The following is a 21,301-nucleotide window of genomic DNA, read 5'->3' on the forward strand; positions in this document are numbered from 1 at the left end:
CAGGAACATCCCGCTTGATCCGAGTTAAAACCGGTTAGCCGTTGATGCGCTCGGTCTCGCCGCCGTAATAGCTGATGTAGCGGCCGGCGATAGAGGAAACCGGCAGGACCACGAGAACATCTGTCGTGTTGAAGGCGTGGTCCACCACGGCGCCGGAGCCGAACATAGCGCCGAGACGCATATAGCCCTTGATCAGCGGCGGCATGGCGTTCAGCGCTTTGCGGGCGTTCAGCGCCTCAGCCGGTACCAGGTCCATCTCGTGATAAAGCTCGGGAAGAGCGGAAGCCGCCCACTCGCCCTTTGCAACGCAATTGTGATGCAGGAAGGACAGAGCAAGCGCGTGGGCTTCCGGCTGCACGCCGGGGAACGAAGCGCAACCGATCATGGCATCCATGCGGTGTTTCACGGCATAGGCCCAGTTGCCCTGCCACAAAAGCTCAACCGTGCGCTTGGTGCGATATTCCGGCAGCACGCAGGAGCGGCCAAGCTCCATGAAGCGCTTGCCCGGATGGCGCGCTACCAGCCCGGCGATGTCGAATTCGCTTGCGGAATAAAAACCGTTATTCGCGAGTGCAGTTTCCTGACGTAACAGACGGTAGGTACCGACGATCTGGTCCTCGCTGTCGCCTTCAATCGCCTTGTCGAGCACGAGCAGATGGTCGCAGACACTGTCCCAGGCGTCGATGTCGCGCTTGCGGCGCATGGCGTCTGCGGGAAGGCGCGCCTTCATTTCATCAACGAAAACCCGGTAACGAACGGACTGCGCCGCGTCGATCTCCCGCTCGTTTCTTGCGAGCCGCGTTTCCAGCGAGCCGATACGGCCGAAAAGCCCCTCATTGTCCTGAGCGGTGTCTGGACGAGGATGAATAACAACTTTGTTTTCACAAATGTCGTGACTGTAGATTTCGGCAACCATGGGGAATCGCTCCGCCACCAAAAGATTTTTCCTGTCATAAATCACTAATTGACGACAGAATAGTGACAAAATGCAGCCATTGCGAGTCTCTCAAGTCATGATGGCAGCAGGCGTTTCGCCTCCAGCAAGCGGCGGATTTCCTCGACCAGTCGTCTCGGGTCGGCAGGCTTGGTCAAAACCTTGGCCGCACCGGCATTCAGCAGGATTTCAGCGGTTTCAACGCTCGCATCGCCGCTGAGCACGATGAGCGGAATATTTCTTCCGCCCTTCAGCGTGCCGAGAAGCTCCGGCAGCACCTCAAGCCCCTCGCCGCCCGGCATATTGAGATCGGATATAATGAGGTGCGGCAGGCGGGTTGTGCCCGGCGCCACGGCTTGCTGCAGGGCCTGAAAATCGTCGACACCGCGCACGATGTAACCGCTTTTTTCCAGAACGGCCCGGATGATGCGCGCATTGACGGCGTCGTCCTCGGCCACGAGGATATCGATACCGCTTACCCCCTCCGTCACCCGTGACGAAAACCCCACATCCGGATGGTTGTCGTTGATGGCATCGCGCCGTTCTATGCCGCGCAGACGGCCGCAGAGGACGTCAATCAGGGACTTTTCGCGCAGCGGCCGGATCAACCAGGCGTCGAAGGACGCATGCATGGTCGACGCCCGCTCTTCGGGACTGACCAGCAATGTGCGACGGACATTCTGTTGCGGCCAATCCCTTAGCGCGTCTCTGAACAGAGGCGAAATACGCCTGTCGACAATGATATCGGTGAGATCGGCAGCTGTACCGTGCAGCTTTTCCAAGTCCTCCGGTTCGTGGATAAGAGCGCATTTACCGCCGAAAGCCTCGATCGCCTCCATCGTCACCGTCGCTGCCACGCCCCTCGGCGCGACCAGCAGGACATTGGTATGCTGCAGGCAATGGTGCCGGTCTGGGTCCGGCGTGCCGGTGGACGAACTGCCCGGACGGAATGCCAGCTTGAAGGTGCTGCCCTCACCCTTGCGGCTGAAGACCGTCAGGCTGCCGCCGAATTCCCGGACGATGCGGGCGGAAATCGCGAGCCCAAGCCCTGTTCCCCCACTTTGTTGCGACATCGGGCCTGCCTGTTCGAATTCGCCAAAGATACGGGCCTGTTCCGCTTGGCTCATGCCGGGGCCGGTGTCCTCGACGGTGATATGCAATTCGCCTTCAACCATGCGCGCCCGGATGACGACCCCGCCCACCTGCGTGAATTTGACGGCATTGCCAAGGAGGTTGAACAGAACCTGACGCAGCCTTGCCGGATCGAAATCCAGATAATCGGGCACATCCGGCGTGACGAAGGAGGTGATTTCGATGCCCTTTTCGTGGGCGCGATGCGCCAGCATCTCGACAATGCTCTCGATCAGCCGGCGCAGGTTTTCCGCACGCGGATTGAGTTTGAAACGGCCCGCCTCCATGGTCGAATAATCCAGCAGGTCCTCGACCAACTGTACCAGCGACTGACCGGACTGCTTCATGCCGTCGAGATAATTACGTTGCTCTTCATTGAGCTTCGTCTGCGACAGAAGATGGTTCATGCCGAGCATGCCGGAAAGCGGCAGACGGATCTCGTGGCTAACAGTTGCCAGCAGCCTTGCCTTTTCGGCATCGGCCTTTTCCGCGCGTAACCGGGCGTTTTCCCGCTCGCCGAGTGCCAGCCGCTCCTCGGTGACATCTCTCGCGATGCTGCTGATGAGAAGACGACTGCTTGCCAGATCGCGGGTGACGACATCGTGCCAGGAGAAAATGCGCTGACCGAACGGGGTCGCGATTTCCACGTCATAAGCGTGGGCCTTGTCGCCTGGTCGGAAAGCGATGCCGATTTCCTCACAGCTCAGCCCTTCGGGTGCCGAGCAGCCCGTCACTTCACGAAAAACCGCATTCGCCTCGACGATGCGCCGATCCATATTGCGGATGACGATGATATCGCCCATGGCCTCCTGGATCTCGGCAATCAGCGATCGGTTTTGAGTTTGGCGTAGCCGTACATCCAAATCATCTGCATATAGTTTGCCGGTATACTGGAAGGATTTGCCGAACATGGCGTAGGACAGGAGACCGACCAGCACCGCACCGAAGAAGGATGCCAAGGCGACGGTGACCGCATAAGGCACCGCAAGCGCGATCAAGGCCGCGGAGAAGGCACCCACCGACAATGACGCGGCAACGTATAGCGTGATCGATCTGGCATCTATCCCGTGCCCCGCACCGCCATGGTGAGATGTCGTGTCGACGCGATCCGCCAGCTGCGCCGGGGTGGCGGCGAGGCCATCTGAAACTTTTTCCCGCAGTCTTGCCAGTTCGCTCATGCACAACCGCTACCACGGCAGCGGTTTTGATATGTTTGGCTCAAACGCTAAAATTTTACTTTTTAGCCGCCCGGGCGTGCAGAAACTCATCGAGAATGACGCAACCGGCACCGATTGTTATGAAAGTGTCGGCCAGATTGAAGACCGCGAACGACCATGTATCGGTGTGAAACAGGATGTAGTCGATGACGTGACCGTAGAAAAAGCGGTCAAGAAGATTGCCAGCCGCTCCAGCGATGATGAAGGCGAAGCCAAGATGGGCAAAAGTCCGATCCGCCGCCGTCTTGCGCCAGAGCCACAGAACGAAGACCACGATGACGAGCCGCATGCTGACGATGAACCAGCCGTGCATGTCCGCCAGCATCGAAAACGCCACACCGAGATTATAGGTGCGGTAAAGCGCCAGGAACGGAAGGACCGGCACCATCTCCTGCAACGGCAGATAGGTCTCGACCAGTTGCTTGACGACCTGGTCCAGCACAAGGGCAGCAACGATAAGCGCGAAAGCCGGGCCGAATTTCGAAAACAACGCCGCTTTGGCCATTACTTCACCGGTGCCAGTTCGAGGAGATGTCGCCGCGCCTCGAAAAGCATGACAGCGGTTGCGATGGCGAGATTGAGACTATCGGCACGGCCCTGTTGGGGAATGCGCGCCAGTTGGTCTGCCTTGCCGGCCAGTTCAGGCGGCAGGCCGGATTGTTCGTTGCCCATCAAAAGCACGACGGGCTTTCCGGCGTAATCGATTTTTCGATAGTCCACCGACCCGGCAAGATGGGTGGCAACGACACTGACACTGGCCGATTTTTTCCATGAGAGGAATTCCTCAACCGAGGCGCGGGCAACGGGCGTAGCGAAGACCGAACCCATGGTCGCACGCACCGTTTCCAGCGAAAACGGATCGGTGCAATCGCCGACCAGAATGACACCTGAGGCACCAGCCGCATCCGCCGTGCGGATGATGGTGCCGAGATTGCCGGGATCACGCACCCGATCGAGCGCGATATAGGTCTCGCCTTTTTCCGGACGAATATCCTTCAATGGCTTCCATCTCTGGTCAAAGATGCCAACGACCATCTGCGGATTGTCGCGTCGGGTGATCGAGGCGATGACTTTTTCGCTGACTTCGAGCACCAGCCCGCCGGAAGCGACCGTCTTTACGGCCGCCTGCTCCACCAGCGGCTTGCCCTTGGCCGCCTTGGCGTAAACCAGGGTGCGGATGGTCCAGCCCAGTTCGAGCGCGTCGATAACCAGCTTCAGGCCTTCCGCCATGAAGGTGCCGGTCTCTTCCCTGCCCTTTTTCTGGGTGAGCGCCTTGATATCCTTGATGATGGGATTGGCAAGGCTGGTGACTTCCTTGACCTGGCCAACCCGGCGCGTCGTGTTTTCGCGCATGTCGTTCGTCATTTCGGCTCCCAGCGGCTGAACAGCGATGTGGAAAGCACCCGGCCCGGCGTCTTGCCATCAAGCCCGGCCTCGCGAATGACGAGCTCGCCGGATGCAACGACGCCACCGGCGCCGCGCATGATTTCGCGCATCAATTCATGCATCGAATAGAAGCTGGCCCTGATAGAATAGGCCGTCAGCACCAGACCGAGCGCTTTGGGCGACAGGATTTCCCGGCAGATATCGAGCATCAACGGAAGATGGTCGAACAATTGCCAGATTTCACCATGGGTGCCGCGGCCGAATTTCGGCGGGTCGGTGAGAATGATGTCGTAGGTGCTGCCGCGACGCTCCTCGCGCTGGATGAACTTCATCGCGTCTTCGCAAATCCAGCGGATCGGCGCCTGTTCGAGCCCGGCAAGCGCCTGGTTCTCCTTTGCCCAGCCGATAGCTTTCTTGGAGGCGTCGACATGGGTCACTTCAGCGCCTGCAGCAGCGGCGACCAAAGAAGCGACGCCGGTGTAACCAAACAGGTTCAGGACTTTCAGCGGCCGGTCAGCCGTTTCGACGGCATTTTTCAGCCATTCCCAGTGGACGATCTGCTCCGGGAAGACGCCGACATGCCGGAAGGCCGTGAAACGGCCGAGAAATTCGACGCCGAGCAGCGACAGTGGCCAGGTTTCGCCAAGTGCTGCCTTTGGAAAACGCCAACGGCCCATGCCGTCTTCATCCGTGTCGCCGGTAAAAATGGCGTCGGCATTCTGCCATACGCGGTCGGGAACCGACGGTTGCCAGAGAGCCTGCGCCTCGGGACGGACGACGCGATATTCGCCGTATTGTTCAAGCTTCAGGCCATTGCCGCTGTCGATGAGATGAAAATCACCCGCGCCACTCGATTCCAGAATAACCGGAACCTGTTCTGCGGGACGTTCGCCGGTGCGATGCTTGAGGGGCCGCGCAGGCACCTGCTCAACGGCCGGTACTGGGGCTATCTTTTCCCTCGGCGCAGATTTGGGCGCGCTGCGCACCGCGTCCGGCTCGCGCTTTTTCGGTGCCGCATCCATTCGCCGTGCCGGCTTTGCGGCATGAACCTGTTTTTTCTCGCTCCCGGCACGCACGCGATTGCCCGGCCGGCTGTCTTTTTTCTTCAATGGAAATCTTTCCGCTTCTGCCCGCGTCTTATCGCGCCAGCAAATAGCATTCCAAGCGTCGCTCGACTAGAGCCGCAACGAATGTCGGCACCATCACTTTGCCGGGAGCTGGCCCGCATTCGGAAGCTGCGCGGCTGTTGCCGCTTTGTGCCGGTTCGCCTCGTCATGCCAGCGAACGGCTTCCTTCGCCTCGATCCGGGCGCGCTTGCGATGCTTGCCCTGCGCAAACCATGTGGCGGAAGATCCCAGAAGCACACCGAAAATGACGGCCAGAAACAGGAACACGAAAAACGGCGCGGTGAAGGAAAGTACACCATCCTCCGGCCGGAACGGATTGAGCGCGAGCGTCACGGACTGACGATTGGCCACGCACAGGATGACGAGGATAATCGCCAGCGGAAGCAGGATGATGAGGTTGATGATTTTTTTCGACATCCGACATTACTCCATCGCGGCGTGCATTCCCTCGGCTCCGTTTCCGGGGCGGCGGTGAGAACGATCAATCGTCCTCTTCGTCACCCATACCGGGGTTCAGGCGCTCACGCAGTTCCTTGCCCGTCTTGAAGAAAGGCACCCATTTTTCCTCAACGAAAACCGATTCACCCGTGCGCGGGTTCCGACCGGATCGCGAAGGACGGTTCTTCACCGAAAATGCGCCGAAACCACGAAGCTCGACACGATTTCCCGCTGCCAAGGCATCGGTGATTTCATCCAGCACCGCATTGACGATATTTTCCACGTCACGGTGATAAAGGTGCGGGTTACGCGCAGCAACGATCTGCACCAGTTCAGACTTGATCACGGTTGCCCCCTGAAAGAATTGGATTTTTAATGCGGCTCAACCTGCCAAACGGAAACAAGACCGTCAAGAAACAACTTGTCCGCACCGAGCTGACCGGAGCCCGCAAATGGGATTAAATCGTCATATCCCAGAAGCTTCGCTATTTGCGCAACACTGAAAAGCGAAAAAGGCGAACTGGAAGACGGTGCGCGCCATTCCACGATCGGCAAATCCTTGGCAACACCGCGCGTTTCGAAATAGCCGCGAATTTCCTTTTCGCCGCCAAGCGTGTCGACCAGCTTGTTGGCGAGCGCCTGTCTGCCCGTGAAAATCGATCCGTCCGCCAGTTTCAACACATCCTCGCGCGGCAATTTGCGGCGATCGGCCACAAGATCGACGAACCAGCCGTAGCTGTCCATCACCATGGAACGGATCATCGTCTTCGCCTCTTCGGGCGCCTCGTGGAACGGCGAAGGCTCCGCCTTCATCGGAGAGGACTTTATTTCCTGCAGCGAGACGCCGAGCTTATCCATCAGCTGGCCGATCTGAGGATATTGAAAGATCACGCCGATAGAGCCGGTGATCGAGGTTTCGCCAGCGATGATGACGTCGCCTGCAGATGCGATCATATATCCAGCGGAGGCGGCAAGCGTGCGGACATCGGAGACCACCGGCTTCTTTTCCGCAACGCCGCGAATGGCCTTGAAGATGCGCTCGCCGCCATAGGTGGTGCCACCGGGCGATGAAATCGAAACGATCAGCCCTTTGACATTGTCACTCTTGGCAATCTTGTCCAGCCGCTCCAGAAGTTCGGTATTGTCCTGGATCAGCCCGGAGATCTGGACACGGGCAATATGGGGTCTCTCGCTTTGCTGCGGGGTGGCCCATAAAAACCGGTAGAGGCCGAAAATGCCGGCGACAAACAGAAAAACAGCGGCAATCCGCCAGAAAGTCAGCTTGCGGCGCAATCGTCTGCGATCCGCTATCGCCATATTATCCATCGAAAACCCCTGCCTTCCGGCATTTGAAGCGTAATGTAAGTGTCATGGCCATATGGTTCTTCTAGCGCGAAGCCGCAAGGAAACAATAAGGAAACCAGAATTACGATTAAATTCGCATTTCCCTTGCACCTTTCCAGACAAAAACCATATTGGCAGGACACAGCACTCATGCCAAAGACATCAAGATAAACATATAAGCTTCAGTTGCGCGCCAAAGTGGCGCCCAGGAAGTTTTCCGGACCCACTCTTATGCTCGAAAGACTCCGCCAACCCGCGCCAGCGTTTCCGCTGCCCAATGACCAGAACGGCGCTTACGAGCGCGCGCTGAGGCATTCCGCGCGCGTGAAGCGGCTGAAAATCATTCTGCCGCTCGGTGCGGCGATCATCTCGTTTGCCTTCGTCGCCGTTTCGCTCATTCGCACCTGGGCGCCCGAAGAGGTTTCGCTTGAAAGCGCAAGGATCGAAGACGGCAAGATCGTGATGGAAAAGCCGGCCGTTGCGGGCCGCAACGAGAAGGGGATCGACTACTCCATGAACGCAGACCGTGCGTTGCAGGATATCGCCAACCCCAACCTCATGACGCTCGAAAGGGTTCTGGCCGCGGTGCCTGTGAACGACAGCGTCGCCCAGGTGATCGCCAAGGAAGGCATTTTCGACCGGGCCACCAACACGCTGAAGATGACCGCCCCTTTTGACATCAATCTCAGCAATGGCATACAAGCGAAGTTCCAATCTGCGGATGTCGATCTGAAGGCTGGAAAAATGAGCAGCAAAGAGCCAGTTTCGATCAAAACAAACGACGGCGCCATTGTTGCGCAATCGATTGATATCGCGGATAATGGCAAAACTATTACATTTTCGGGGCAGGTACGCGCACGTATCGCTGCATCCAATATCAAGAATGAAGGCAAGTGAGAGCCCGGTCCAGATGATGCAAATTTCCCGTCCCGTTTCCCTTGGCAAATCCGCAGGCGTTACAGCCGCAGCTTTTGCTTTTTCCTGTCTTGCAACCGTGGCTTTCGCTCAGAACACCACCAGCAACATGACAGGCGTCAAGCTCTCCGGCGACCAGCCGATCGCTATCGAAAGCGATCAGCTCGAAATTCGGGACCAAGAGCGCAAGGCCTATTTCACCGGTAACGTGAAAGTTGTGCAGGGCACCACCACCCTTCAGGCCGGCAAGATGACGGTCAATTACAAGGGTGAAGGTTCCTCGCTCACCAGCGGTGACGCCAACATCGAGAAAATCTTCGTCGACAATAACGTCTACCTGACGTCCGAGACGCAGAAGGCAACGGCCGATCACGGCGAATTCGACATGGCGGCGCAGACCTTCATTCTGACCGGCAAGCAGGTTGTGCTGTCCGAGGGCGCGAATGTGTTCACCGGCTGCAAGCTCACTGTTCTGATGAATTCGGGGCAGGCAAAGCTTGAAAGCTGCGGCGGCCCTGTCCGGATCATGCTCGATCCGAAATCGCAGCAGAAGAAACAGTAGTCTCACCTCGTGAAGATAGCCTCGATCTCAAAAATATTTGGCGGTGGGCGCGACCGACCTGTGGACGCTGCGTCGCAGGCCGACAAGGCTCGCTATGACGGCACCCTGATCGCGCATGGTCTGACGAAGACCTATAATACACGGCGCGTCGTCAACGGCGTCTCGCTGGTCGTACGCCGTGGTGAAGCCGTGGGTCTGCTTGGCCCGAACGGCGCGGGCAAAACCACCTGTTTCTACATGATCACGGGCCTTGTACCCGTCGATAGCGGCAAGATCGCCATCAACGGCAACGACGTCACTACCATGCCGATGTACAGGCGTGCCCGCCTCGGTGTCGGCTATCTGCCACAGGAAGCCTCCATTTTCCGCGGACTGACAGTCGAGGAAAACATCCGCGCCGTGCTGGAAGTGCACGAACCTGACAGCGCCAAGCGCAGCCGCAAGCTCGATGAGTTGCTGGAAGAGTTCCACATTGCGCAGCTGCGCAAATCGCCCGCTGTCGCGCTGTCGGGCGGCGAACGTCGCCGTCTGGAAATCGCCCGTGCTCTGGCGACCGACCCGACCTTCATGCTTCTGGACGAACCTTTTGCCGGCGTCGATCCGATCTCCGTCAGCGACATTCAGAACCTTGTCAGACATTTGACCGCGCGCGGGATCGGCGTTCTCATCACTGACCACAATGTCCGCGAAACGCTCGGCCTCATTGACCGCGCCTATATCATCCATGCCGGTGAGGTTCTCACCCATGGCCGTGCAGACGATATCGTCAACAATCCGGATGTGCGCCGGCTCTATCTCGGCAATAATTTTAGCCTTTAAGCTCCCGGGCGCGAAAGATTCTTCATCGCGCCCCGCAGTGACGCTTGACCAAACATAATAAAAAAGCAATTTTTGGGCCAAGTTTCGTTGCCTGCGCAAAATTTATGAAATTTGTGGCGACGAAGAAGCTGTAAGGGGAGTTTCGCGTCCGCCATGGCATTATCTGCCAGCCTTTTGCTGCGTCAAAACCAGTCTCTCGTGATGACACCGCAACTGATGCAGTCCATCCAGCTGCTTCAGATGACGCATTTCGAACTGACGCAGTTCATCGCGCAGGAGGTGGAGCGCAATCCTTTGCTTGAAATTGCGGCAAACGACGGCGATTTGAGCAGCGATAGCCCTGTTGATGCGGAGAATTTCGGCGATGCCGACAGCGAAGGGTCCGACAAGTCCGCGCCGGTAACGGCCGACAGCGACGACTGGTACGGCGATCGCGCGGCGAATCTCGGCGAACAGCTCGACACCAGCTTCGAAAATGTCTTTCCTGACGATACCGAACCCAGAAAGCCCGACGCACCCGAACTTGCGGGGCAGTGGAAATCCATGCCCGGGCAGGAGTCAGGCGAGAGTTACGATCTCGACGACTTCGTTGCCGCGAAACAGACCCTCAGCGACCATCTCAATCAGCAATTGCCTCTCGCCATATCCTCTGTGGAAGACAGGATGATTGCCGATGCGCTGATCGGCCAGCTCGACGAGACCGGATATATCGCCGTAGATGCCGTCGAAGACGTCGCTGAACGGCTGGGGGCGGCGCCTTCGGCAGTGGAGCGCATTCTGGAGACGCTTCAGGGCTTTGATCCTCCCGGCGTGTTTTCCCGCTCGCTGAGCGAATGTCTGGCGATCCAGCTTGCCCAGAAGGACAGGCTTGATCCGGCAATGCGGGCTTTTATCGACAATCTGGAGCTTCTGGCGAAACGGGATTTCGCTTCTCTAAAAAAACTCTGCGGCGTGGATGAGGAAGACCTTCTCGACATGCTGGCGGAAATCCGCACGCTCAATCCGCGTCCGGGCGCTGGTTACGATTCGACCGTTTCCGAGACAATCGTTCCTGATATCATCATTCGCCCCTCCTCTGCCGGCGGCTGGCTTGTGGAAATCAACCCCGAGACCCTACCGCGCGTGCTCATCAACCAGACCTATTTCGCAGAGGTTTCAAGGCACAAGTCGCGCGAGGGAGAGGATCAGGATTTCCTTTCCGAATGCATGCAGACGGCCCATTGGCTGACCCGCAGCCTCGACCAGCGCGCCAGAACGATCATGAAGGTGGCGACCGAAATTGTGCGCCAGCAGGACGCCTTTCTCGTCAATGGCGTGGACCACCTTCGCCCGCTGAACCTCAAGACGGTGGCCGACGCCATCAAGATGCACGAATCCACCGTCAGCCGGGTGACGTCGAAAAAATATATGCTGACGCCGCGCGGCCTGTTCGAGCTGAAGTATTTCTTCAGTGTTTCCATCAGCTCGGTGGAAGGCGGTGACAGCCATTCTGCAGAAGCGGTGCGTCACCGCATCAAGGCGATGATCGCGCAGGAGGCCGCCGACGCAGTGCTTTCCGATGACGATATCGTCGATAATCTGAAAAAGAGCGGTATCGATCTTGCCCGCCGCACGGTGGCCAAATATCGCGAGGCGATGAACATCCCATCCTCCGTTCAGAGACGGCGCGAGAAGAAGGCCCTGGCCAGACTGTCGGCGTTCTGAGCGGTGGCGCTGGTCACGTTTTCAGGGCTTTCCAGCCGCACCATTGACTCTTGCTACGGCAAGGGCTAGAAGCCCGCCGCACACGTAAGCAAGGTCATTTGTAACGGATTCATCTCCACCGTCCATGGGCGTAAAATTCGAATGGGGGCTTTTAAAGGCCTTCGAAACGCTTGGATGCGCGCGCGGCTTGACGTAAGCTGGTACTCGCAAATCACTACAAAAAGGAAATTTTCCATGAGTGTGCGTGTATCTGGTAAACATATGGAGATCGGCGAATCTTTCCGGCAGCGGATTGAGGACAATATAGGTCTGGCAGTTACCAAATACTTCGATGGGGGGTATTCAGGCCAAGTGACCGTAGAGAAGTCCGGATCGCGTTTTGCAGCCGATTGCAAACTGCATCTCGATACGGGTGTTGTATTGCATGCGGCGGGTCAGGCAAATGATCCGCAAGCGAGTTTCGATGCCGCCGCCGAGCGTATCGAGAAGCGCCTGCGTCGCTACAAACGGAAGCTGAAGGACCATCACCACAATGGTTCCGCGGCGAACGGCGCGATGTCGGAAATCGCCTATACGGTAATGGATGCTGTCCCCGATGAGGACCACGAGGTTCCGGAAGACTACGCACCCACGATCGTTGCGGAAAGTTCGAAACAGATAAAGACGATGTCCGTCGCCAGCGCCGTGATGGCGCTCGACATGACGGACGAACCGGTTCTGCTGTTCCGCAGCCCCGGCAAGGAATATCTCAACATCGTCTACCGACGACATGACGGCAATATTGGCTGGATCGACGCGGAAACGATCAAGAGCTGAACAGTCTGACAAGACATGGGAGGCAGAGCGCGAAAGCGTATCTGCCTCCTGCATCGTCTCGATGGCATGAAGGAAAAAGAGAATGGCGTTGGCAGATTTGCTGCAACAAGATGCGATTATTCCCGCCCTCAAGGTGAATTCCAAAAAGCAATTGCTTCAGGAGCTGGCCGCAAAGGCAGCCAGAATTACCGGAGTCTCGGAACGGGAAGTTTTCGACGTCATCCTCCAGCGTGAGAAACTCGGCTCCACCGGTGTGGGGCACGGCATTGCCATTCCGCATGGCAAGCTGAGCAGCATCCATCAGATCACCGGCGTCTTCGCACGTCTTGAAACACCTGTTGATTTCGAGGCGCTGGATGACCAGCCGGTCGATCTGGTTTTCCTGCTGCTTGCACCCGAAGGCGCCGGCGCGGATCATCTGAAGGCGCTGTCGAGAATTGCCCGTGCTTTACGCGACCCCGAGCTGGTGGCCAAGCTGCGCGCCACCGATTCCGACACGGCAATTTACGCCTTCCTCAATCAGGAGCAGGCGACCGCTGCCTGATCAAAGGCTGCCGACGGTCCTTTCCATGGACAAAAAAACGCGCCCTTGAGGCGCGTTTTTTATTGGAGCATTTCAAACAAAAGCGCGTCCCGGTTTTATATCCGGACGCGCTTTAGATGAGGGAATGCCTCACGCATCCTTCTCGTTGACGGAGGCGGTGCCCGGCTCGGGCGCTGCGGCGGTCTCCACCTTCGGGCCACCCTTTGAGACGCCAACCATGGCGGGGCGCAGCACCCGGTCACCGATGGTGAAACCGGCCTGAACCACCTGCAGTACCGTGTTGTTCGGAACTGCCGTGTTCGGAATTTCGAACATCGCCTGGTGGAAATTCGGATCGAATTTCTGGCCTTCCGCATCGATCTTTTTGACGCCATGGCGCTCCAGCGTCGAGAGCATCGAGCGCTCCGTCATCTCGACACCTTCGATCAGGCCGTTGAGACCGGCTTCGCCATTGGTCTTGAGTTCGTCCGGAATGGCTTCAAGAGCGCGGCGAAGATTGTCGGAAACGGCAAGCATGTCGCGCGCGAAAGCGGCGAGAGAATAGGCCTTCGCATCCTTGACTTCGCGTTCGGTGCGGCGACGAAGATTGTCCATTTCTGCTGCAAGACGCAGGAACTTGTCGCGCAGATCGGCATTTTCGGCCCTGAGCAGTTCGATCGGATCGGGCTCGGCAGCTTCCGCCGTCTCTTCCCCTGTAAATGCGGGTTCGACAAACTCTTCGGCGACGTCCGCGTCAGGTCCGGGCTTTTTCGTATCGTCGGTCATGACGTTCTCCAGATTTGAATATTGTTGGTTGCGCCCGATATCGAGGTTTGAAGGGCAAAAATCAAGGCTTGCGGCGAAAAGCTTGCCGCATTCTCTAACCTTGCGGGCTTGTCCTATCTCTGCTTTCGGGAAAGGCGGGCCATAATTTGTGCGGTGTAGTCCACCATAGGCACGATACGGGCGTAATTGAGCCTCGTGGGACCGATGACGCCGACGGCACCCACAACGCGATTTTCCTCATCACGATAAGGTGCCACGATCAATGACGAGCCTGACAGCGAGAAGAGCTTGTTTTCCGAGCCGATGAAAATCCTGACGCCTGAGCCACTTTCTGCAAGGTTGAGGATCTCGATGAGGTTTTCCTTGCGTTCCAGATCGTCGAACAGCAGGCGCACACGATCGATATCTTCCTCACCGGCCAGACCTTCCAGCAGGTTGGAGCGTCCGCGGACGATGAGGCGGCCGAGCTTGCCCTCTTCATTGTCGCCCGCCCATATGGCGAGACCACGTTCAATGAGGTCCTGCGCGAGCGTGCCGAGTTCCGACTGCAATTCGGCACGCTGCGTCTGAAACTGGCCCCGCAGTTCCTGCAGCGTCTGCCCGGAAAGATGGGCATTGATGAAATTTGCCGCCTCTGTCAATTGCGATGACGAAATGCCGACCGGCAATTCGATGATACGGTTTTCGACCTGATTGTGGTCCCCTACCAGCACGGCAAGCGCCTTGGTGGGCTCCAGCCGGATGAATTCAACGTGCTTGAGAATGACGTCGCTCTTGGCCGTCAGCACCAGGCCGGCACCGCGCGACATGCCTGAAAGCATGCGGCTTGCCTCCGTCAGCAACCCTTCCAGCGATTGCTCGTGGCCGGCGACCGGACCGATCTGGCGGTCGATACTGGCTCTCTCATCGGCGGGCAGATCGCCCACCTGCATGAATGCGTCCACGAAGAAGCGTAGCCCCGTCTGGGTGGGCAGGCGACCGGCGCTGATATGCGGCGAATAGATGAGACCCAGTTCCTCGAGGTCGCTCATGACGTTGCGAACGGAGGCCGGTGAAAGCGACATCGGCAACAGCCGCGACAGGCTGCGCGACCCCAAGGGTTCGCCGGTGTCGAGATAGCCTTCGACGATGCGCCGGAAAATCTCCCGCGACCGTTCATCCAGCAACGATGCCTGATCTTTTGAAAGCGGTGCGGAAAAGCCCATATCATCCGTTCTTTATCGTCAAAACTCTGTCCGTACCAATATAATGCGTTGCACCGCTGCGGCAAAATGGAAATTGGCTTTGCAAAACCCCGGGGCGCGCCTTAGAAGGCAGGAACCAACATGGAGAGTGGATCATATGCGGCCTTCAGGCAGAAAAACCGATCAGATGCGCAAGGTTTCCTTCGAGCGCAATTTCTCGAAACATGCCGAAGGTTCCTGTCTGGTCAAATTTGGTGATACGCATGTGCTCGTCACCGCAAGCCTTGAGGAAAAGACGCCGCCGTGGCTGCGCAACAGCGGCAAGGGCTGGGTCACCGCCGAATACGGCATGCTGCCGCGTTCCACTCATGAGCGGATGAAACGCGAGGCCTCAGCCGGCAAGCAGGGCGGACGCACGCAGGAAATCCAGCGCCTTATCGGCCGCTCGCTGCGCGCAGTGGTCGACCTGCAGGCGCTTGGCGAGCGCCAGATCAGCATCGACTGCGACGTCATTCAGGCCGATGGCGGCACGCGCACGGCTTCCATCACCGGGGCATGGATCGCCCTGCATGATTGCCTGAAGTGGATGGAAACTCGCAACATGATCAAGGTCGAGAAGGTCCTGAAAGACCATATCGCCGCGATCTCCTGCGGCATCTTTGCAAAACAGCCGGTCATCGATCTCGATTATCTCGAGGATTCCTCCGCCGAGACCGATGCGAATTTCGTCATCACCGGCTCCGGCGGCATCGTCGAGGTGCAGGGAACCGCGGAAGGCGCCCCCTTCTCCGAAGAGGAATTCCTGACGCTGCTCGGTCTTGCAAAGGCCGGATGCAGCGAACTGGTCGCCCTTCAGAAGCAGGCAATCGCCTGAGCCGACAGGAAAACGTCATGCGCAAGCTCGATACCAGAACGATCGTTGTCGCCAGCCACAACAAGGGCAAGATCGCCGAAATCGCCGACCTGATCGGGCCTTTCGGCTTTTCAGCCAAATCGGCTGCGGAGCTGAACTTCGTGGAGCCGGACGAGACAGGCACCACCTTTGAGGAAAATGCTGCCATCAAGGCGCTTGCGTCTGCGAAGGCGTCCGGCCTGCCGGCTCTGTCTGACGATTCCGGTCTGGTGATCGATGCGCTGGATGGCGCGCCGGGCGTTTACACCGCCAATTGGGCTGAAACGGCTGACGGTACGCGCGACTTCGCCATGGCCATGCAGAAGGTCGAGGATGCGCTTGCCGAACGCGGTGCAACGAAGCCGGAAGACCGCACGGGCCGCTTCGTCAGCGTGCTGTGCCTTGCCTGGCCGGACGGGCATGTCGAATATTTTCGCGGCGAGGTGGAAGGCACGGTGGCGTGGCCACCGCGCGGAACAAGCGGTTTCGGCTATGACCCCATCTTCAAACCGGAAGGTTACGACACCACATTCGGTGAAATGACCGCAGACGAAAAACACGGCTGGAAGCACGGCGATGCGTTTGCGCTCTCCCACCGTGCCCGCGCGTTCAAAAAATTCGTCGAAACCTGTCTGGAGGCATGAACCCGATGACCGGGGAGCACCAACTTTCTGCCCCCGGCGCGTCGCTTCTGCCGGATACGGGCGATCCCGGTTTCGGGATCTATCTGCACTGGCCCTTCTGTGCGGCCAAATGCCCCTATTGCGATTTCAACAGCCATGTCCGCCACCGCCCGGTGGATCAGGAACGGTTCACTGCGGCGTTCCTCAGCGAAATGGCAAAGATGCGGGCGCTCAGCGGTCCGCGTGTCGTTACCAGCATTTTCATGGGCGGCGGCACACCTTCGCTGATGGACCCGCAGACCGTAGGCGCGCTTCTTGATGGCGTTTCGCGCTTCTGGCATGTGCCTGATGGTATCGAGATCACCATGGAGGCCAATCCTTCAAGCGTCGAGGCGGAGCGGTTTCGCGGTTACCGGGCAGCCGGCGTCAATCGCGTCTCGCTCGGCGTCCAGGCGCTGAACGACCGGGACCTGAAGTTCCTTGGCCGTCTGCATGATGTTGCCGATGCGCTTAAAGCCATCCGGCTGGCGCGGGAAATTTTTCCGCGCATGTCCTTCGATCTGATTTACGCCCGCCCGAACCAGACGGTGGCCGAATGGGACGCTGAGCTGAAGGAAGCCGTCTCCTACGCCGTCGACCATCTGTCGCTCTATCAGCTCACTATCGAGGAAGGCACGCCGTTTTACGGGCTGCACAAGGCTGGCAAGCTGATCGTACCGGATGGCGAGCATTCGGCGGTGCTTTATGAAGCGACGCAGGAAATCACCGAGCGTTACGGCATGCCGGCGTACGAGGTTTCCAATCACGCCCGCCCCGGTGCGGAAAGCCGCCATAACCTGACCTATTGGCGTTATGGCGATTATGCCGGTATTGGACCCGGTGCGCATGGACGCCTGACCAATGGCGCCTCCAAGCTCGCCACCGTCACCGAGCGCCATCCCGAAACCTGGCTCGAGACCGTCGAGCGTGAAGGCCACGGCATGGTCGATCAGGAGCTTCTCGGCGTCGACGAACAGGCAGACGAATTGCTGCTGATGGGCCTTCGCCTGCGCGAAGGCATTGATCTTGCTCGCTGGAGCGATCTCTCCGGCCGCGAGCTCGACCCGGAGAAAGAGGAATTCCTCCTGCAACACGGCTTCGTGGAACGGATCGGCAATTCCCGCCTGCGCTGCACTCCTTCCGGCATGCTTATTCTGGATGCCGTGGTCGCCGATCTCGCCTGCTGACCGGCAGCCTGCCTGGTCCTGAGCCAATCAACAACCGAGAAACCAATAAAAAAGCGGCCCAAAGGCCGCTTTTTTCATGCGTTGTTTTCGTTGATCAGGCGCTTCAGCAGCTCAACCTCGTGGCCGAGCTTGGTGTCGCCGGAAATCAGATCCTCGATCTTGCGCACCGCGTGAAGAACCGTGGTGTGGTCGCGACCGCCGAAACGGCGACCGATCTCGGGAAATGAGCGCGGTGTCAGCATCTTGGCCAGATACATGGCGATCTGGCGCGGCTTGACGATGACGCGGGTGCGACGGTTGGAAACCAGCTCCTGCCGCGACACATTATAATGCCTGGCGACGATGCGCTGAATATCCTCGATACGGACGCGCTTGGCCTCCCCACTACCGACGAGGTGCGACAGCAGCTCATCGACACGGTCAACCGAGAGGTTCGGCTCGAAAGAGCGTCGGAACATCAGCTGGTTGAAGGCGCCTTCAAGCTCGCGTCCGCTCGCTGTCACGCTTTTGGCCACATGGGTCAGTATTTCGTCCGAAATCTCGAAAGACGGATCGTCCTGACGCGCAGAACCCATGCGACGGTTGAGCATTTCGTAGCGCATGTCGTAATCGGGACCTTCGATCTCGATGGCCATGCCACCCTGAAGGCGCGAACGGACACGCGGATCAAGCGATTCCAGCTCCCACGGCGCGCGGTCAGCGGCCACGACTACCTGCTTGGCGCTGTCGAGCAGCATGTTCAACAGGTGGCAGAATTCGTGCTGGATCATCTTGCCCTGCAGGAACTGCATGTCGTCGATGACAAGAAGGTCGATATTGCGCAGGGTGTCCTTCAGCGTCAGCGCATCATTGTCGCGGATCGCGGTCGCAAAACGCCACATGAAATATTCGGCCGTCAGATAGACCACACGCGGGTTGCGCGGGCTGTCGATGGCGGCATTGGCAATCGCCTGCAGAAGGTGTGTCTTGCCAAGCCCGACACCCGCATGAATGAACAGCGGATTGAAGCGCACAGCACCGGCACCCGCTTCAGCGATCGTCTTTGCCGCCGCAAGCGCGACGCGGTTGGACGAGCCCTCGACAAAAGTGTCAAAGGTGAAACGTGTATCGAGCGGCGAACCGAACAGCGGCCCGGAGCTACCCTGCCGCAGCGTCGCCTGCGCCGCCGCAGGCTGTGCAGAAGGTGCTGTCGCCGGCTGCGACGGAATGAAGGACTTGTTGCGCGCAACCGCGCCCATGTCCTGAACGGGCTGCACCCGTTCCTCGACCTGCGCGGGGCGGGCCGGGCGGCTGGCGGAGCGGACAAGAATTTCCACCTTCAGCACGTCCGGATCCTCGCTTTGGACGAGACTGGTGATCAGATCCATATAACGGTTGTTGATCCAGGACTTCAGAAAGGTCGTCGGAACGGTAAAACGGACGACGCTTTTCGAAACGGTGTGGAGTTTGAGCCGTGCAAACCAGCTTGCATAGACCTCGGGACCAACCTGTGCCTTCAGCCGCGCGCTAAAACGTTCAAACAGCGCATCGTGCTTCATTGCCGATTTATCCCCTGCCGCTTCTGAGCAAGCTGCATCACGAGCCTGTGGTGCGCGGTCCCCATCGGCCACCGCACCCATCGCCAAATTCAATTGCATATTGCCGCCTTTCAAATTGCCAATCATAGCCTGACGATCAAAAAACGATCGCCAGAGATCCCCCTCGTATTATTTCCCGCCTCCAGCACTCCCCTCGAAAGAGCGTCAAAGACTACTACTTGTTTGCGAGCCGGTTATCCCATTTCCCTCCCCTTCATGGAGAGGCCTGCGACACGCTAAAAACGCTCCTTTCGCTACAACTGTAAGGCGCATTCTTAAGGACAAAAAGCTCCAGCCCGTTCCGAGACCGAAACGGCACAAAAAGCTCAATGACCTGAGAAAACGGACCTCGAAAGGCCCGCCAGCAAGAAGGTGAATATCGTCGATACGATCATCGAGATAATCTGTGGACTGAGATCCGCACCCCTTGTTGAAATGCATTTAGGCAGGATCGTGGGGAGAGATCAATGGCGTTTTTTCTGCAAAAACTCAGATCGACCATTGACTCGCAATGGTCGTTTTGCATCACCGGCAAGGTCCGAAGCAGAATCGCTTATGAATCAATGAGATTCAATTTTGGCATTTTTCGATAGCCCGTTTTGGCAAAAAAATAAAAATCTTCTTGACTCAAAACTGGCTGCGACTTCCGTAGAGAAAGCTTCCCATTTTTCGGGAGACCTCCGGCAATCCATTGTTTTTATTCAGTTTTTCTTGTCGCTCATCTGACACGCGTTTGTCACGTTACGGCAGGAATGATTAACGTAGGGTTAGAATCACAAAAAGCCCGGTCAAAAGACCAGGCTTTTTGAATAGTTAATTGTGATTAGCCGGATTAGGCGGAAAGAGCCTTAACGCGCTGGGCAAGACGCGACACCTTACGGGATGCCGTGTTGCCATGCAGAACGCCACGCGTCGCTGCGCGCTGGATCTCAGGCTGAGCTGCCTTCAGAGCTTCGGTGGCTACTGCCAGATCGCCCGAAGCGATAGCTTCCTCGACCTTGCGGATGAAGCCGCGAACGCGCGAACGGCGAGCCTTGTTGACTGCGGTACGGCGAGCGATCTTGCGGGTCGCCTTTTTCGCCGAAGTTGTATTGGCCATGTATGCCTCTCTTCGAATTCAAACCAAATTCCGCAACCAGAGGATCGGGTCGTTCGAAGACCTCACTTAACCCAAGAATGCGGGAGTAATTTCGGACAAGCCGGATGGCTTTCCTTAACCGTGGGCGGGCATATACCGCTAAAGCGTACGCCCGTCAACGCGCAAATGGCGGAAAACGCCGATATTCCGAATCCTTAGCGATTCCGGAAAGCGGGTTTGCGCTTTTCAACGAAGGCCGCCATGCCCTCCTTCTGATCCGCTGTTGCAAAGAGCGACTGAAAGGATCGCCTTTCATATCTCAGCCCTTCCGAAAGAGGAACCTCGAAGGAGCGATTGACGCTTTCCTTGGCCATGAGAACGGAAGCGCGAGACAGCGAGGCGATGCGCGTGGCGGCATCCACCGCCTCATCCATAAGATTTGCCGCGGGGACGATCCGCGAAACGAGGCCGGCGCGCTCTGCCTCGGCTGCATCCATCATGCGGCCGGTCAGAACCAGATCCATCGCCTTCGCCTTGCCCACCGCCCGCGTCAGCCGCTGCGAGCCGCCCATGCCGGGAATGACGCCAAGCGTGATTTCCGGCTGGCCGAATTTCGCCGTGTCCGAAGCGATGATGAAATCGCACATCATTGCCAGCTCACACCCGCCGCCCAGCGCAAAGCCGGAGACTGCGGCAATGACCGGCTTGCGGGTCGATGCGACCTCGTCCCAGCCGCCGAGAAAGTCGCCGACATAGGCATCGACAAAATCCAGCCCCTGCATTTCCTTGATGTCCGCGCCAGCGGCAAATGCCTTTTCCGACCCCGTTATAATGATCGCGCCGATGGAATCGTCAGCAGAGAACGAGGAGAGAATGTGCCGAAGTTCCCTCAGAAGCACCGAATTGAGGGCGTTGAGCGCCTTGGGCCGGTTGAGCGTGATGACGCCCACCTCGTCGCGCTTCTCGACCAGTATCGTTTCATAATCCACGGCAGTCTCCCTCGCCATTATTCCGCCTCA

Annotated in this window: 22 protein-coding genes; 9 read left to right on the forward strand and 13 right to left on the reverse strand. The window is 58.1% G+C overall.

Annotated elements, in window-relative coordinates; all coding sequences use genetic code 11:
* Positions 1-34: 34 nt before the first annotated feature.
* The 8 genes from olsB to sppA form a co-directional block, all read right to left on the reverse strand.
* Positions 35-916 (reverse strand): l-ornithine N(alpha)-acyltransferase, encoded by an 882-nt coding sequence (gene olsB, locus ACQZ63_RS05360; protein ID WP_003514771.1) that lies wholly within the window; start codon positions 914-916, stop codon positions 35-37.
* Between the two features lie 95 nt (positions 917-1,011).
* Positions 1,012-3,243, reverse strand: a complete 2,232-nt coding sequence (locus tag ACQZ63_RS05365) for a hybrid sensor histidine kinase/response regulator (protein WP_111782853.1) — start codon at positions 3,241-3,243, stop codon at positions 1,012-1,014.
* A 55-nt stretch (positions 3,244-3,298) separates the two neighbouring features.
* Positions 3,299-3,787 (reverse strand): signal peptidase II, encoded by a 489-nt coding sequence (gene lspA / locus ACQZ63_RS05370; protein WP_113555579.1) that lies wholly within the window; start codon positions 3,785-3,787, stop codon positions 3,299-3,301.
* The gene (locus ACQZ63_RS05375; RefSeq protein ID WP_111782854.1) at positions 3,787-4,647 is read right to left on the reverse strand and encodes a TrmH family RNA methyltransferase; all 861 of its coding nucleotides are present in this window, start codon (positions 4,645-4,647) and stop codon (positions 3,787-3,789) included. The genes lspA and ACQZ63_RS05375 overlap by 1 nt, the downstream gene beginning before the upstream one ends.
* Positions 4,644-5,777, reverse strand: coding sequence for a class I SAM-dependent methyltransferase (locus ACQZ63_RS05380; protein ID WP_038489658.1), 1,134 nt, complete (start codon positions 5,775-5,777; stop codon positions 4,644-4,646). Before ACQZ63_RS05380 ends, ACQZ63_RS05375 begins: the two co-directional genes overlap by 4 nt.
* Positions 5,778-5,870: 93 nt before the next feature.
* A complete protein-coding gene (locus ACQZ63_RS05385) occupies positions 5,871-6,212 on the reverse strand; it encodes a LapA family protein (protein ID WP_003514766.1) in 342 nt (113 codons plus the stop codon).
* Between the two features lie 64 nt (positions 6,213-6,276).
* Entirely contained in the window at positions 6,277-6,603 is a 327-nt protein-coding gene (locus ACQZ63_RS05390; protein ID WP_219256707.1) for an integration host factor subunit beta, read from the reverse strand.
* A gap of 2 nt (positions 6,604-6,605) precedes the next feature.
* Complete coding sequence (gene sppA / locus ACQZ63_RS05395; protein ID WP_038489656.1) at positions 6,606-7,559, reverse strand: signal peptide peptidase SppA; 954 nt, start codon at positions 7,557-7,559, stop codon at positions 6,606-6,608.
* A gap of 249 nt (positions 7,560-7,808) precedes the next feature.
* Between sppA and lptC the strand changes: the two genes are divergently transcribed.
* The 6 genes from lptC to ptsN all read left to right on the forward strand — a co-directional run bounded on the left by lptC (position 7,809) and on the right by ptsN (position 12,937).
* A complete protein-coding gene (lptC, locus tag ACQZ63_RS05400; RefSeq protein WP_003514764.1) occupies positions 7,809-8,474 on the forward strand; it encodes an LPS export ABC transporter periplasmic protein LptC in 666 nt (221 codons plus the stop codon).
* A gap of 13 nt (positions 8,475-8,487) precedes the next feature.
* Positions 8,488-9,054 (forward strand): LptA/OstA family protein, encoded by a 567-nt coding sequence (locus ACQZ63_RS05405; RefSeq protein WP_003514763.1) that lies wholly within the window; start codon positions 8,488-8,490, stop codon positions 9,052-9,054.
* 9 nt (positions 9,055-9,063) lie between these two features.
* Positions 9,064-9,873 (forward strand): LPS export ABC transporter ATP-binding protein, encoded by an 810-nt coding sequence (lptB, locus tag ACQZ63_RS05410; RefSeq protein ID WP_003514762.1) that lies wholly within the window; start codon positions 9,064-9,066, stop codon positions 9,871-9,873.
* 153 nt (positions 9,874-10,026) lie between these two features.
* Complete coding sequence (rpoN, locus tag ACQZ63_RS05415) at positions 10,027-11,577, forward strand: RNA polymerase factor sigma-54 (RefSeq protein WP_026330653.1); 1,551 nt, start codon at positions 10,027-10,029, stop codon at positions 11,575-11,577.
* A 234-nt stretch (positions 11,578-11,811) separates the two neighbouring features.
* A complete protein-coding gene (gene hpf / locus ACQZ63_RS05420) occupies positions 11,812-12,393 on the forward strand; it encodes a ribosome hibernation-promoting factor, HPF/YfiA family (protein ID WP_003514759.1) in 582 nt (193 codons plus the stop codon).
* An 82-nt stretch (positions 12,394-12,475) separates the two neighbouring features.
* On the forward strand, positions 12,476-12,937 hold the full coding sequence (gene ptsN / locus ACQZ63_RS05425; RefSeq protein ID WP_003493488.1) for a PTS IIA-like nitrogen regulatory protein PtsN: 462 nt from the start codon (positions 12,476-12,478) through the stop codon (positions 12,935-12,937).
* A gap of 129 nt (positions 12,938-13,066) precedes the next feature.
* Here the strand turns inward: ptsN and grpE are convergent, their stop codons facing one another.
* Together grpE and hrcA are read right to left on the reverse strand one after the other, a co-directional pair.
* Positions 13,067-13,702 (reverse strand): nucleotide exchange factor GrpE, encoded by a 636-nt coding sequence (gene grpE, locus ACQZ63_RS05430; protein WP_003514756.1) that lies wholly within the window; start codon positions 13,700-13,702, stop codon positions 13,067-13,069.
* Between the two features lie 113 nt (positions 13,703-13,815).
* Positions 13,816-14,907: a heat-inducible transcriptional repressor HrcA gene (gene hrcA, locus ACQZ63_RS05435; RefSeq protein WP_003514754.1), complete on the reverse strand. Its 1,092-nt coding sequence runs from the start codon at positions 14,905-14,907 to the stop codon at positions 13,816-13,818.
* Positions 14,908-15,043: 136 nt separating this feature from the next.
* Between hrcA and rph the strand changes: the two genes are divergently transcribed.
* Genes rph through hemW form a run of 3 tightly spaced genes read left to right on the forward strand, consistent with a single transcriptional unit; the run spans position 15,044 to position 17,627 of the window.
* A complete protein-coding gene (gene rph, locus ACQZ63_RS05440) occupies positions 15,044-15,760 on the forward strand; it encodes a ribonuclease PH (protein WP_003514752.1) in 717 nt (238 codons plus the stop codon).
* Positions 15,761-15,777: 17 nt separating this feature from the next.
* Positions 15,778-16,422: an RdgB/HAM1 family non-canonical purine NTP pyrophosphatase gene (gene rdgB / locus ACQZ63_RS05445; RefSeq protein ID WP_003514751.1), complete on the forward strand. Its 645-nt coding sequence runs from the start codon at positions 15,778-15,780 to the stop codon at positions 16,420-16,422.
* A 5-nt stretch (positions 16,423-16,427) separates the two neighbouring features.
* The gene (gene hemW / locus ACQZ63_RS05450; protein ID WP_003514749.1) at positions 16,428-17,627 is read left to right on the forward strand and encodes a radical SAM family heme chaperone HemW; all 1,200 of its coding nucleotides are present in this window, start codon (positions 16,428-16,430) and stop codon (positions 17,625-17,627) included.
* Positions 17,628-17,701: 74 nt separating this feature from the next.
* Here the strand turns inward: hemW and dnaA are convergent, their stop codons facing one another.
* The 3 genes from dnaA to ACQZ63_RS05465 form a co-directional block, all read right to left on the reverse strand.
* A complete protein-coding gene (gene dnaA, locus ACQZ63_RS05455) occupies positions 17,702-19,165 on the reverse strand; it encodes a chromosomal replication initiator protein DnaA (RefSeq protein WP_003514748.1) in 1,464 nt (487 codons plus the stop codon).
* An 871-nt stretch (positions 19,166-20,036) separates the two neighbouring features.
* The gene (rpsT, locus tag ACQZ63_RS05460) at positions 20,037-20,303 is read right to left on the reverse strand and encodes a 30S ribosomal protein S20 (protein ID WP_003493474.1); all 267 of its coding nucleotides are present in this window, start codon (positions 20,301-20,303) and stop codon (positions 20,037-20,039) included.
* Between the two features lie 194 nt (positions 20,304-20,497).
* The gene (locus tag ACQZ63_RS05465) at positions 20,498-21,271 is read right to left on the reverse strand and encodes an enoyl-CoA hydratase (protein ID WP_162763595.1); all 774 of its coding nucleotides are present in this window, start codon (positions 21,269-21,271) and stop codon (positions 20,498-20,500) included.
* Between the last annotated feature and the right edge of the window lie 30 nt (positions 21,272-21,301).

Source organism: Agrobacterium sp. CG160-95, from assembly GCF_053521725.1.

Excerpts from the sequence above, each read along its gene's own strand:
- olsB (WP_003514771.1), bottom strand. The coding sequence starts at position 916 with ATGGTTGCCGAAATCTACAGTCACGACATTTGTGAAAACAAAGTTGTT.
- ACQZ63_RS05365 (WP_111782853.1), bottom strand. The coding sequence starts at position 3,243 with ATGAGCGAACTGGCAAGACTGCGGGAAAAAGTTTCAGATGGCCTCGCC.
- lspA (WP_113555579.1), bottom strand. The coding sequence starts at position 3,787 with ATGGCCAAAGCGGCGTTGTTTTCGAAATTCGGCCCGGCTTTCGCGCTT.
- ACQZ63_RS05375 (WP_111782854.1), bottom strand. The coding sequence starts at position 4,647 with ATGACGAACGACATGCGCGAAAACACGACGCGCCGGGTTGGCCAGGTC.
- ACQZ63_RS05385 (WP_003514766.1), bottom strand. The coding sequence starts at position 6,212 with ATGTCGAAAAAAATCATCAACCTCATCATCCTGCTTCCGCTGGCGATT.
- sppA (WP_038489656.1), bottom strand. The coding sequence starts at position 7,559 with ATGGATAATATGGCGATAGCGGATCGCAGACGATTGCGCCGCAAGCTG.
- lptC (WP_003514764.1), top strand. The coding sequence starts at position 7,809 with ATGCTCGAAAGACTCCGCCAACCCGCGCCAGCGTTTCCGCTGCCCAAT.
- ACQZ63_RS05405 (WP_003514763.1), top strand. The coding sequence starts at position 8,488 with ATGATGCAAATTTCCCGTCCCGTTTCCCTTGGCAAATCCGCAGGCGTT.
- rpoN (WP_026330653.1), top strand. The coding sequence starts at position 10,027 with ATGGCATTATCTGCCAGCCTTTTGCTGCGTCAAAACCAGTCTCTCGTG.
- hpf (WP_003514759.1), top strand. The coding sequence starts at position 11,812 with ATGAGTGTGCGTGTATCTGGTAAACATATGGAGATCGGCGAATCTTTC.
- ptsN (WP_003493488.1), top strand. The coding sequence starts at position 12,476 with ATGGCGTTGGCAGATTTGCTGCAACAAGATGCGATTATTCCCGCCCTC.
- grpE (WP_003514756.1), bottom strand. The coding sequence starts at position 13,702 with ATGACCGACGATACGAAAAAGCCCGGACCTGACGCGGACGTCGCCGAA.
- hrcA (WP_003514754.1), bottom strand. The coding sequence starts at position 14,907 with ATGGGCTTTTCCGCACCGCTTTCAAAAGATCAGGCATCGTTGCTGGAT.
- rph (WP_003514752.1), top strand. The coding sequence starts at position 15,044 with ATGCGGCCTTCAGGCAGAAAAACCGATCAGATGCGCAAGGTTTCCTTC.
- rdgB (WP_003514751.1), top strand. The coding sequence starts at position 15,778 with ATGCGCAAGCTCGATACCAGAACGATCGTTGTCGCCAGCCACAACAAG.
- hemW (WP_003514749.1), top strand. The coding sequence starts at position 16,428 with ATGACCGGGGAGCACCAACTTTCTGCCCCCGGCGCGTCGCTTCTGCCG.
- dnaA (WP_003514748.1), bottom strand. The coding sequence starts at position 19,165 with ATGAAGCACGATGCGCTGTTTGAACGTTTTAGCGCGCGGCTGAAGGCA.
- rpsT (WP_003493474.1), bottom strand. The coding sequence starts at position 20,303 with ATGGCCAATACAACTTCGGCGAAAAAGGCGACCCGCAAGATCGCTCGC.